This window comes from Sphingopyxis sp. GW821-FHT12F08 (assembly GCF_058806755.1).
This window is the reverse complement of the sequence record NZ_JBXAQA010000006.1, coordinates 1-12,395: the sequence shown is the minus strand read 5'-3', so window position 1 is coordinate 12,395 and position 12,395 is coordinate 1. Positions and strand designations below refer to the sequence as shown.

8 protein-coding genes and 1 tRNA gene are annotated in these 12,395 nt (G+C 66.8%); 1 reads left to right on the top strand and 8 read right to left on the bottom strand.

What is annotated here, in order from left to right; translation table 11 throughout:
• Positions 1–3: 3 nt before the first annotated feature.
• From gspF to AC1RNQ_RS16080, 6 genes are all read right to left on the bottom strand, one after another.
• A complete protein-coding gene (gspF, locus tag AC1RNQ_RS16105) occupies positions 4–1,218 on the bottom strand; it encodes a type II secretion system inner membrane protein GspF (protein ID WP_493172634.1) in 1,215 nt (404 codons plus the stop codon).
• On the bottom strand, positions 1,211–2,704 hold the full coding sequence (locus AC1RNQ_RS16100) for a GspE/PulE family protein (RefSeq protein WP_493172632.1): 1,494 nt from the start codon (positions 2,702–2,704) through the stop codon (positions 1,211–1,213). The genes gspF and AC1RNQ_RS16100 overlap by 8 nt, the downstream gene beginning before the upstream one ends.
• Positions 2,701–4,899 (bottom strand): type II secretion system secretin GspD, encoded by a 2,199-nt coding sequence (gene gspD / locus AC1RNQ_RS16095; protein ID WP_493172630.1) that lies wholly within the window; start codon positions 4,897–4,899, stop codon positions 2,701–2,703. The genes AC1RNQ_RS16100 and gspD overlap by 4 nt, the downstream gene beginning before the upstream one ends.
• 6 nt (positions 4,900–4,905) lie before the next feature.
• Entirely contained in the window at positions 4,906–5,775 is an 870-nt protein-coding gene (locus AC1RNQ_RS16090) for a type II secretion system protein N (protein WP_493172628.1), read from the bottom strand.
• Positions 5,776–6,059: 284 nt separating this feature from the next.
• Positions 6,060–8,783 (bottom strand): TonB-dependent receptor domain-containing protein, encoded by a 2,724-nt coding sequence (locus tag AC1RNQ_RS16085; protein WP_493172626.1) that lies wholly within the window; start codon positions 8,781–8,783, stop codon positions 6,060–6,062.
• 88 nt (positions 8,784–8,871) lie between these two features.
• A complete protein-coding gene (locus AC1RNQ_RS16080) occupies positions 8,872–10,437 on the bottom strand; it encodes a beta-helix domain-containing protein (protein WP_493172624.1) in 1,566 nt (521 codons plus the stop codon).
• A 320-nt stretch (positions 10,438–10,757) separates the two neighbouring features.
• On the opposite strand from AC1RNQ_RS16080, the gene AC1RNQ_RS16075 reads away from it, so the two are divergent.
• A tRNA-Leu gene (locus tag AC1RNQ_RS16075) sits at positions 10,758–10,844 on the top strand.
• 318 nt (positions 10,845–11,162) lie between these two features.
• On the opposite strand, the gene AC1RNQ_RS16070 is transcribed toward AC1RNQ_RS16075, so the two are convergent.
• Both AC1RNQ_RS16070 and AC1RNQ_RS16065 read right to left on the bottom strand, forming a co-directional pair.
• The gene (locus AC1RNQ_RS16070; protein ID WP_493172622.1) at positions 11,163–11,492 is read right to left on the bottom strand and encodes a hypothetical protein; all 330 of its coding nucleotides are present in this window, start codon (positions 11,490–11,492) and stop codon (positions 11,163–11,165) included.
• A gap of 212 nt (positions 11,493–11,704) precedes the next feature.
• Positions 11,705–12,181: a hypothetical protein gene (locus AC1RNQ_RS16065; RefSeq protein ID WP_493172620.1), complete on the bottom strand. Its 477-nt coding sequence runs from the start codon at positions 12,179–12,181 to the stop codon at positions 11,705–11,707.
• Positions 12,182–12,395: the final 214 nt, after the last annotated feature.

Genomic DNA, 12,395 nt, shown 5'->3' with positions numbered 1-12,395 from the left:
TTTTCAAAGTCCGGCTAGGTTCTGCAACTGGAGGATCGGCAGCAGGATGGCGAGGATGATGAGGGCGACGCACGACCCCATAACGACAATTATGACAGGTTCGAGAAGCGCCATCGACGCGGCGGTAAAACGGTCGAACTCGCGTTCGAGATAGTCGGCGGCGCGCTCGAGCATCACCTCGAGCCTTCCTGCGCTTTCGCCGCTCGCGGTCATGTAGACGAGCAAAGGCGGGAAGACACCGGCGTCGCGGAGCGCGGCCGAAAGCCCGCCGCCCGCGCGCACCTGATCGACGATCGCCGCGGTCGCGCCGGCGAGCGCGGCATTGCGGATCGTCGGTACGGTGAGGCGCAGGCCCTCGACGAGCGGCAGGCGGCTCGACACCATCGTGGAGAGCGTGCGCGCGAAACGCGCGGCGTAGAGATCGCGGAGCAGGCGGCCGAGCAAGGGCAGGCGCAGCAGCCGCGCATCGACGCGCGCCTTGAACACCGGGCGGCGCATCGCCGCGACCCAGCCGAAGATGCCCGCGGCGAGCAGCAGCGCGATCAGCCACCACCAGTTCGCGGCGAAGTTCGAGATCGCGATCACCGCGCGCGTCAGGAAGGGCAGCTGCGCACCGGTGTCGGTGAACTGCTCGACGACGCGCGGGACGACGAAGATCATCAGCGCCGCGACGACGCCGATCGCGACCACCGCGAGCACGATCGGGTAAGCGAGCGCGGCGATCAGCTTGCCGCGCACTTCGGCCTGGCGCTCGAGCAGGTCGGCGAGGCGCGCGAGGATGATTGTCAGGCTGCCCGTGGTCTCGCCCGCCGCGACCATCGCGCGATAGAGCGGCGGGAAGCTCGCCGGCTGGCGCCCCATCGCATCGGCGAGGCGGCGGCCTTCGAGCAGCCCGGCGTGGACGTCGCCGATCACCGCGCGCGCGCTTTCGGCCTCGCTCTGCCGCGTCAGCGTGCGCAGCGCCTCTTCGAGCGGCGCGACCTCGGCGAGCGTGGCGAGCTGGCGCGTGAAGAGCGCGAGTTCCTTGCTGGACAATCTGGTACGGCGAAAGGCGAGCAGCGAGCGGCCTGCGGGCTTCGCCCCCGCCGGCTCGACCGCGACGATATGGAAGCTGCGGCGGATCAGGTCGGCGCGCGCCGCGTCGTCGTTCGCGGCGGTCAGCCGCCCCTTGCGCTCGCGGCCTTGGCTGTCGATCGCCACATAGCGATAATCAGGCATCGACATCCTCGCGCCGCGCGATGCGGATCGCTTCCTCGGGCGTGGTCAGCCCTTTCGCTACCATCGCGCGCGCCGCGCTGGCCAGCGTCGGCGCCTTGAGAAAAGCGTGCTTAGCGATCATCGATTCGTCGCCGCCGGCATAGATGTAGCGGCGAATGGTCTCGTCGACCTTGATCGCCTCGAACACACCGATGCGGCCCTTGAAGCCCGTGCCGCCGCACTGGTCGCAGCCCTTGGGGCGCCAGACGACAGTGCCGATGTCGAGCCCGAGCATCGCGGCGACGCTGTTGTCGGCCTGCACCGGCTCGCGGCAATGGTCGCAGAGCTTGCGCACCAGCCGCTGCGCGATCACCGCGCGCAAGGTCGAGGCGAGCAGGAAAGGTTCAACCTTGAGGTCTTTCAGGCGCGTGATCGCGCCCACGGCATCATTGGTGTGCACGGTCGAGAGCACGAGATGGCCGGTGAGCGACGCCTGCACCGCGATATCGGCGGTCTCGCGGTCGCGGATTTCGCCGACCATCACGACGTCGGGATCCTGACGCAGGATCGCGCGCAGGCCCGCGGCAAAGTCGAGCCCGACCTTGGCGTTGACCTGCGTCTGGCCGATGCCGTCGACGGCATATTCGACCGGGTCCTCGACGGTCAGGATGTTGCGCTGGCCGTCGTTGAGCTGCTTGAGCGCAGCGTAAAGCGATGTCGTCTTGCCCGAGCCCGTCGGGCCGGTGACGAGGATGATGCCATTGGGCTCGGCGAGCGCCTCGCGCAGGATCTGGTCGGCGGCACCCACCAGGCCGAGCACGTCGAAATCGATCCCCGCGCTATCCTTGTCGAGGATGCGCATCACGACGCGTTCGCCCGCGCGGCTCGGCAGCGTCGAGACGCGGACGTCGACCGCCTTGCCCGCGAGCGTCAGCCCGATGCGGCCGTCCTGCGGGATGCGGCGCTCGGCGATGTCGAGCCGCGCCATCACCTTGATGCGGCTGACGACGACGGGCGCGACGTGCGGCGGCATGCGGAGGTGCTCGCGCAGCACGCCGTCGGTGCGCATGCGCACGACGAGCCCGCTTTCATAGGGTTCGATATGGATGTCGCTGACGCCCTGGCGCACCGCCTCGGCGATGATTGCGTTGATGAGGCGGATCGCGGGGGCATCGTCGGCGCTGTCGAGCAGATCCTCGGCGCTCGGGATGCCGAGCTCGAGGTCGCTGCCGTCGAGCGAGCCCGCCATCGCTGCGGCCGAGCTGTCGACCGCATAATGGTCGGACAAGAGCCGGTCGAAATCGGCGACGCTCGCGGTCGCGACCTTGAGCGGCGCGGCGAGATAGCGCTTCACCTCGATCAGCACCGCAGGGTCGCCACCCTCGCGCAAGGTCGCGAGCCACGCGCCGCCCTCGCCCGGCGCGATGACCACGCCGTGGGTGCGCGCGAAGGCGTAAGGGATGTCGACCGGCGCCGGGGCAGCGGCGATCGGTTCGGGATCGGTCACGGAGTGTCTCCGGGCGGCGGCGCGGGCGCGTTCGAGATCGAGGGCGGCACGTCGGTCGATATCACCGCGCCATCGGGGCCGCGCAGCGCGGGCAGGTCGACCGGGCCGACGGTGACATCGGTCGGTGACGCCGGCGCGGGCGGGGTCGTCCCCATATAGTCGCGCACCAGCGTGTCGATCGCGGGCTCCTCGCCGGGATTGCGGCGGAGCTGGGTGTCGCGGATATAGCCGTAGCGGCGCGCGGTGAGCGCGGCATTGTCCTCGCGATTGCGCAGGATCGTCGGGCGGATGAAGACCATGAGGTTGGTCTTGGCGCGGCTGCGGCTGCGCGACTTGAACAGTTCGCCGATCAGCGGGATGTCGCTCAGGAGCGGGATGCGCTCGATCGTCTTGCGCTCGTCGTCGTTGAGCAGGCCGCCGATCGCGAGGATCTCGCCGTCGTCGACGGTCAGCACGGTCTCGAACGAGCGCTTGTTGAGGATCAGGTCGCTGTTGCGCGACGACACCGGCCCCGCGACGCTCGACACTTCCTGACGCAGGAACAATTTCACTTCGCCCGCGCCGTTGACCTGCGGGGTAACTTCCAGCTTGATGCCGACCTCTTCGCGCTGGACGGTGCGGAAGGCGTTGTCGAAATTGTCGCTGAGCGCTTCGCCGGTGGTGATCGGCACTTCCTGCCCGACGAGGAATTTCGCGGCCTGATTGTCGAGCGTGACGATATGCGGCGTCGCGAGCAGGTTCGACGTCGTGTCGGACTTCACGGCGTTGATGATCGCGCCGAAGATCGTGTTCTTGCCGATGTCGCCCGCAAAGCCCGCGAAGCCGCCGGTGGCGCTGAGCAGCGAGGCGGCGGCCGCTTCCTGCAGGCTGTTGCCGAACGAGCTGCCGGTCGTGGTGACGGTGGTGGTGCCGTTCACCGTCGTGGTGTCCTGCGACAACTCGTTTGCGGCGAAGGCGCCGCCGAGGGTCAGGATGTTGGGCGAGGCATTGCTGTAGCTCGTCGCGACGAAGGGGATATTCTTGCCGCCCAAGAGGAACTGGACGCCGAGCTGCTTCGCCGCACTGTCACCGATTTCAACGACGATCGCCTCGACCAGCACCTGTTCGCGGCGGCTGTCGAGCTGGCGGATCAGCTCGCCGAGCATGCGCTGCACTTCGCTGTTCGCGGCGACGATGATCGCGTTGGCGCCTTCGTAGCGCGTGACGATCGCCGGGCCGCGCGTCGAAATGCTGCCGCCCGAACCGCTGACCGACGTCGGGGTGGTCGCGGCAGGGGCGGCCGCAGGGGTCGACGCGCTGCCGCTTGACGACGACGAGGATGCCGGGGGCAGGCCCGCCTTTTGCGCCGGGTCGCTGCCGCCGCCGATCAGTTGCTGGATCGTCGGCAGCAGGGTCTCGGCATTGGCATGCTGGAGCCAATAGACGCGCAGCTCGGTGCCGCCGGCTGCCTTGGCGTCGAGGTCGTTCGCCATCGATACGAAGCGCGCTACGAGCGCCTGATCGCCCCTCAGGGCAATCGCGTTGCTGCTGTCGATCGGGACGATCGCGACGGGCGATTGCGCCCCCTCGCCCGCCGCCGGGACGAGCGCCTGCAGCGCGGCGGCGATCTCGCGCGCGCCGGCGTTCCTGAGCGTGACGATCTGGCTGGTCGTGGTGTCGCGGTCGATGCTGTTGGCGAGCGCGCGGATGCGGCGGATATTGTCGGCGAAGTCGGCGACGACGAGGCTGTTGGCGTTGCGGTTCGCGGTGAGCGAGCCCTGCGCGCTGACCAGCGGGCGCAACGTTTCGACCGCTGCCACCGCGTCGATGTGGCGCAGGCGGATGATCTCGGTCACGAACTGGTTCTGCGCCGCGCCGCTGCCGCCGATGCGGCCGGGCTGCGCCGCGGCGCCGTCGATCGGCTGGATGCGATAGGCGCCGTTCGGCCCCGGCACCGCGACGAGGCCGTTCGAGCGCAGCGTCGCGAGGAAAATCTCGAAATATTCGCTGCGCGACAGCGGGCGGTCGGTGACCACCGAGACCTTGCCGTTGACGCGCCCGTCGATGACGAAGGTGCGCCCGGTGATCCGCGCCGCGTCCTGGATGAAGGCGCGGATATCGGCGTCGCGCACGTTGAGCGAATATTGCGCGAGCGCGGGCAAGGGCGCGGCGGAAACCAGCGCGGCAGCAAGCATCAGGGACAGTTTGAGACGCATAAACCCTTACTTCGAAACAAAGATGGCGATCGGGACGACCTGCGCACCGCGCTCGACTTCGAGCGAGAGGCGCGCACCCGGTCCGAACTGGCTGGCGAGCGCGGCGGCGTCGCCCGCCGAGCCGATGGGACGGCCGTTGACGCCGCGGATGACGTCGCCGGGGCGCAGCCCCGCGGCGCGGAAGGTCGCGCCGTCGCCCTGCGGCTGGACGACGACGCCGGTGACGCGGCCATTCTCGGCGCGCGGCGCGAAGCCGACGCCGGCCTTGAGCGCAGCGGGCGAAAGCTCGCCCGCGACGGCATTGGAATCGGCAGCGGCGGGCGCGCCGACCTGCGTCGGGGCGGGCAGCGGAGTGGCGGGCGTCGCGACCGCGGCGTCGCCGCTCTGGTCGAGGAACAGGCTTTCGCGCGCGCCGCCGCGGTCGAGCAGCACATGGTCGAAGGCGACGCCGGCGAGCTTCACGCCCGGCGCGATCTCGTCGCCGACGGCGTAGCTCGACTGCACGCCGTCCTCGCCCGCGATGATCGCCGAGCCGCCACCCGTCGCCTCGTTGATGTTGACGCCGAACAAAGTGAGGCCGAGCGCGGTGACGGTGGCCGAGGCCGGACCCTGGCCGCCGGTGCGGAAAAAGGGATCGAAGCTCGCGAACAGCGCGCGGCGTTCGGCGGGCGAGGCGATCACCGCGGTCTGCGGCTGCCACGCGCCGAGCGGCGACAGCGGGGTGACGAGCGTCCAGATCAGGCGCACCGCCTGCACCGCGAGCAATACGCCAAGCAGGCCGACGAGCAGCAACGGCCCGATCGCGCGCGGCGAGCGGGCACGCAGCCGCAGCCACGCGGGCAGCGCACGCGGCGGCCGCACGGCCGATCCGGACATCAGCGTCGCCATGAAAAGCCTATTTATCCCCCACTTGGAACCTTGTCTCGCGAATCGCCTAGGGGCGATTGGTGACGATCAGTTGACGGGAAGATTACAGTTTTTTGACAATCGGGCGAGTCTGCCCTGCGGCGGCTCGCCGCACGAAGCCCCTCCCCTTCAGGGGAGGGGTTGGGGTGGGGGCCATCGGCCTCGCGCAAGGCGTCGGGACCCCACCCGCTGCGACTAGGCGGCAAGCCGCCAAGTCTCGCTGCCCTCCCCTGAAGGGGAGGGGCTTTTCACCATCAGAACTTCAGCGACGCGCCGAGCGAGAAGCTGCGGCCGAGCTTGTAGCGGTTGAAGAAAATCTGGTTGCTGCCCGATTCCTGCACTTCCTTGTACGTCCGCCCGGTCAGGTTGCGCGCCTCGAACTTCAGCTCGATTTCCTTGCCGAAGGCGGTGAAGCCCTGGCGCGCGACGAAGTCGAGCTGGAGGCCCGGCTTTTCGCGGATGTCGGGCTGGCCCGAGGGACCGCGGCTGGTGACGCGCGGGCTGGCGTAGGTGAGCAGGAAGGTCTGCTGCGACAATTTGTCCTGATCTTCGAGCCCGATCTGGACGTTGACCAGATGGTCCGACTGGCCGGTGAGCGGCGCGCCGTCGAAGAAGAAATCGCTGGCGTCGAGCTCGACGCCGTTGATCACCGTGGTGTCGCCGTCGCCGACCTTAATTTCCGACTGGGTCCATGTGTAATTGCCGATCAGCACCAGGCGGCGGCTCTGCCAGAAGGGCGAATCCGACATCGTGTCGAGCGGGACATATTTCTGCGCTTCGAACTCGACGCCATAGAGCGTCGCTTTCGGCGCATTGGCGTAGCTGGTGTTGCCGACCGAATCGGTCAGCGAAGTATATGCCTCGATCGGGCGGTCGATCGACTTGTAGAAGCCGGCGACCGTGATCCGCTGATCCTTGGCGAAATACCATTCGTAGCGCGCCTCGGCGTTCATCAGTTCGCTGTCGGTCAGCGACGGGTTACCGCGGAAGTTGCGGTTCGATTCGGGGTCGTTGTAGATCTGCGCGACGAGTTCGCGGAACTGCGGACGTGCGATCGTCTTCGACCCGCTGACGCGCAGCTGCATGTCGGGCGCGACTTCCCAGGTCAGCGTCACCGCCGGCAGCCAATAATCATTGGCGAGGTTCGTCGCCGCAATTGCATTGCCGCCAGTGTTGAACAGGTCGATCGGAACGACCGTCTGCTTGCCGTCCTCGTAGCGCACGCCGGCATTGATATTGACGCCCGACATCAGTTCTGCCTGCACCTGGGCATAGCCAGCATGCGTCGTCAGATTGGCGTCGAACGACGCGGTGCCGTCCTGCGCCGAGGTTTCGACCAGCGTGATGTCATAGAGCTGGATCGACGCGTCGGAGAGCAGATAATCGGGGCGCAGCTGCGTCACCGGCACCGGCAGGCCCGAGGCGCGGAACTGGAAGGCGCGGCGCGTCGCGACGCGGTGGGTGTCGGTATAGGCATAGCCGACCGTCGCGGTGATCTGCGGCGCCAGTTCGTACGACAGGTCGACGCCGCCCGACCACAGATCCTCGTTGAGATCCGAGAAGGCGATCGTAGCGTCGCCGCGGTTGCCGCCGAGGTCGTTGACGAACTTGTCGCCGGTCGGGTCCTGCGCCAGCGGCAGGTTGGTGCGGACATAGGTGAAGCTGCGCTCGTACGGCGCCTCGCGCTGCGAATTGGCATAGGCGCCGCGCAGGTCGAGCTGGAAGCGGTCGAAGTCGAATTCGGCCACCAGCTGGGTGTTGATCAGCTGGCGTTCGTACCAGGCGGTGTCCTGGCGCATGATGTCGCGGCCGGTCTGGTTCGCGTCGGAACCGAGGCCGAGACGCGCCTGCTTCAGCGTGTCGCGGATATAGAGGTTGGTCCAGCGGAACTTGTGGTCGCCGAGCTCGAGGCCGAAACCGAGCAGCCCGTTGACGACGATGCGGTTGTCGGTGACGACGCGCTGGAAGCTCGACTGCGGATCGCCCGACAGGTCGGCGTTCACCGAGCTCTGCTGCAGCGTGTCGCGCGTGCGCCACTTGTTGCTGATCCCCGCGGTCGCGATGATGCCGAGCTCGCCGTTCGGCAGCGTGATCGTCGTGCCGCCGGTGATGCCCGCCGACCAGTTGACCGGGATGTGGTTGTTCTGCTGGAGCAGGGTCGTCTCGGCGTTGACCAGCTCCATCTGGATCGCTTCAAGGTCGTCCTGCGTGAAGTCGGCGCCCTCGAGGATCGGCTTGCCGCTCGTCAGAGCGGCGCTCAGCAGCGGCGGGATGTCGCGCGTGCCGTCGTCGAAGCCGGTCCAGTCGGTGTCGCTGCCATAATAGGTATAGCCGAGTTCGTTCGTCGTCTCGCTATCCCAGCCGATGCCGCCCGAGAAGGTCAGGAAGGGTTCGCGCGGGGTCGCCTTGGTCGTGAGGTTGATCACGCCGCCGCCGAACTCGCCGGGGAAGTTCGCCGAATAGCTTTTCTGGACGAGCGTCGAATCGATGACGTTCGAGGGGAAGATGTCGAGCGGGACGACGCGCTTCAGCGGTTCGGGGCTGGGCAGCGGCGAACCGTTGAGGAGCGCGAGCGAATAGCGGTCGCCGAGGCCGCGGACATAGACGAAGCCGCCGCCGACGACGCTGAGGCCGGTGACGCGCTGGAGCGAGCCCGAGATGTCGCCTTCGCCGGTGCGCGCGATGTCGGCCGACGACAGCACCGACACGACTTCGGGGGTCGCGCGGACGACGTTAGGGGTATAGCGGCCGGTGACGACGATTTCCTGGTCGCTGCCGCCGGGGATCGAGACGTCGGGCTCTTCATCGGCGGGAACGTCGCCGGGCGCCGCGTCGGTCGCGGGCTGCGCGACATCCTCGGTCGGCGGCGTCGACTGGACGCTGTCACCCGCGGGCCCGGCATCCTGCGCCAGCGCCGCGGGGGACACCAGAGCCGACGAGATAAGCAGCAGGCTGGCGAAGAGCGGCCGCGTGGTCATGATCAAAAAACCCCTGTTTGCAGATGGGATAGGGGGCGGGGCGCTCCGCCGTCGGTGCGCCCCGCCCCTATAGTCAGTCGTCGGCGCGTCAGACCGGGATGAGCGTGCAGGCGGCGCTCGACGAACCGAAGTTCGCGGTCGCCGAGTTGCACGTCCAGCCGGTGAAGCGCGTGTCGGCGGCGTCGCGCACCGCGCCGACATAGCCCGCGTTCACGAAGAAGCTGCTGATCGGAACCGGGTTGAACGCCGGGCGGGCGGTTTCCGCCGAGCCGTTGATGAACACGCTGGCCAGCGTCGGGACGAAGGTCGAGCTGTTGTTCGTGCCCGCGTTGAAGATCGCCGCGACCTGGTCGTTGGTGACGCCGCCGGTGCCGAGGAACGGGCTGGCGCCGCCGCACTGCAGGTTGACCGAGTCGAACTTCGGCGGACCGGCATCGTCGAGCGCGGGGTCCGCGGCCCGGGTCGTCGTCGCCGAGTTGATGCGGATGCAAGAAATGCCGGGCGCCGCGATCACGCCGTTCATGAAGCGATAGTCGGCACCGCCGCGGATCAGCACCGACGCGGTGTTGCCAGCCGCATTGTTGCGGTGGATGAAGGTGAAGTTCGACAGCGCGACATTCTGGCGCGGGATCGCCTCTTCGTTGCCGTTCGAGTCGATCTCGAGCATCGAGTCGCCGACCGAGCCGCCCGCACGCTGCACCGCGAGCAGGAACTGGACGTTACCCTTGTAGCCGACGTCGGTGTCGAGGCCGTCGTCCTCGGCGCCGGTGATCGCCAGGTTGCGCATGTTCAGACGGCCGCCGAACACTTCGATGCCGTCGTCCGAGCTGTTGTGGACCTGGATATTCTCGATCGTCGTGCCCGAACCGACGCCCGACGGGGTCAGCCCCTGCAGCTCGCTCGCGGCCGACAGGATGAAGCCCGAGTAGCGGATCTGGACGAACGACATGCGGCCCGAATTGTCGGCCGGCTGCGCGCCGCCGTAGAGCGCGTTCGACGTGCCTTCGGTGTCGCGTTCGCAGGCGACCGTGCCCGGCGTCGCACCCGGCGCGAGGCAGTCGGTGATCGGCGCGCGGCCGAGCAGGACGACACCGCCCCACAGCTGCGACGTATTGTCGTCAGCCGAGCCAACGACGTTGCCGCGGCCGGTGAAGACGATCGGCTGCGCCGGGGTGCCGACCGCGTCGATGCGGTTGCCGCGGTTGACGACGAGGAAGGACACGCCCGTCGCGCCGAAGATGGTCACGCCCGGATCGATCGTCAGCGTGACGTCGGTGTTGGTGCTCGCGGCGCCCTGGTCGGTGCCGACATCGACGCGGCCGGGCAGCGAATAGACCACGCCCGCGACCTTGGGGATCGCCGTCGTCGCGGTAAAGCGTGCGGGGAAGCCGCAGTTGCGCCAGGTGCCCTGCGGGCCGGTGATGGTGCCAAGGTCGGCCAGTGCGGGACCGGCGATGCTGGGGCAGGCGGCGGCGGGGGTGACGCCCGTCGGGGTCGGCGTGGGGGTCGGCGTCGGCGTGGGGGTCGGCGTCGGCGCCGGGATCACGATCACGCCTTCGCCGGGCGAGGCGACGCCGTCAGCGCCGCAGGCGGCCAGAATGGAACAGGCCACGCCGCTGAGCATGACCAAACGAACGCGCGCGAAAGCCGCCATGAAATTCTCCGTTATCCGCTGTGCGCCCCCAATACGGTCGAGCGGCGCCCCTGCTGAAAGTCACCGGCCGGAACGGCGAAACTATTCCGCCGCCCCCCGATGGGGCCGCCACTAGGGTGATTCGGTGACGGTCTGACGCCAGAGCGATGACAATCGGGTGACTCTTCGGAGTCGCTTTGATGACAGGCGCGGCTGCGCGCCGCCCGGCTTCTTCGCAGCTGCAAAAATAAATGCGGCTATGCTCGCTTGCATCGCCCGGAAAGCTTTGCTAGGCGCCCGCTCCTACCTGGTGCCGGACCCGATCCGGACCATCATGATGTGCGGTCGTGGCGGAACTGGTAGACGCGCAACGTTGAGGTCGTTGTGGCCGAAAGGCCGTGGAAGTTCGAGTCTTCTCGACCGCACCAGACAGTCCTAAGTATTTGATATAAATCAAATTTAGGATTCAGCTGCGCCGAAAGGCGCGGCTTGCTGCGTCGTTTGCGGGGCATGAATTTTGCCTCTGAGGCGAGAGACGGAAGTCCAGGCTCGCCATCTCGCGAAAATCGCTCGAAGTTTCCAGTGCAAAAATTCCCGCCTCAATGAAAATTCAGCTGTGGGCAGTGAAGCTGCTGACGGGCTCGCGGCGTCGAACGAATGCGTTCGTCTGCACGCAGGATCCTGCCGTTAGTATAGCAGAACGGAGCCCACAAGACGAATGATAGAAGCGCAGAAAGGCCGCACCTTCACAAGTCCTCGTCCTCCCACTCGATCGTCACTTCTCCACCCAGCAGCTTTGCCGCCCGCGATATGTGCTTGAGCATTGGCTGGCGTGTTGATTTCTGGAAGAATTTTCCAGTCCGCGCGCGCTTATCGAGTTCCACGTATGAAAGACCCGCCGCCCTTGCCCGCTCGCGAATTGTATCAAGCGCCGGCATTCCGAAATCTATGCGTTCACCTTTACGATGAGGCGCCTTTATGTGTCCGGCCTTCGCCTTGATCTGGCTTAAACGCAGGCCAGGAAACAATCCTTCAAGATCACGATCGGGAACCTGACTTGCGAACGCATCACGCAATCGCCTGGTCTCGAGGTTGGTCCAAACATGGCGTCGCCTGACGATGTTCAGGCACCGGACGCGATTCCTGAGAGCCCAATAGGAGCGATGAGGAAGCGCAGCTTGCAAGAGGTCATAGGAAGGATAGAGCGCACACACCTTGACATCTTCCTGACGTGTCCACTGGTCACCTGTTGAAATTGCGTGTTCCCGGCGCCGCTTTCCCCTACCCATCACGCTGCCCAGTTCACGATCGGTCTGCCGCCCAGCAGGATCATAGCACGCTGGATTGCTCCCCAATCGATATGGCGAGTACCAACGAAATAGCGCTTTCGGCCAATGAATGCGTCCAGCTCGGTCATCGTGATGCGAAGGTCAAAAGCGCGGCGGCGAATGCTGTCCACCAATGGCAGCCCTGTCGGTTTCGGGGGACGACGTGGTCGCCGATATCCCATGGCGCAAGCTTTTCGCCAAATTTGCCTCGAAGACTTGTCAGCAAACATCTTGGTGAGCACCGAAATCGGGATCCCGGTTACATACGGATGACGCAGCCGAACCGCATCTTCTGCCGCCCAGATCCTGAGCGGCGGAACGAGACCAATTTTGCGAGCCTTTTGGGAAATGGCCGCGGCCGTGCGGCGCGGCAAGGAGACCGACAGGGCTGCGCGGTCGGGATAAAGGCGACGCAGAATATCAAGTTCGTCGATCATCCAAACCGGATCTCCTGCGATCGTTCGGCCGGTGGATTCAATATGATCGAGTAAACGGTCGCGCCCCTGCAGACCACGCTGCTGAGCCCTCGTCAGAATCATAGCTGCTCTCGTCGCCGTTCTTGTGGCTGTCCGATGCCGACTGCACCACGCTGCCCATCGCATAGCCCGTGCCCACGCCATAGTCGTAGCCCGTGCGCGAGGTGAAGAGGTC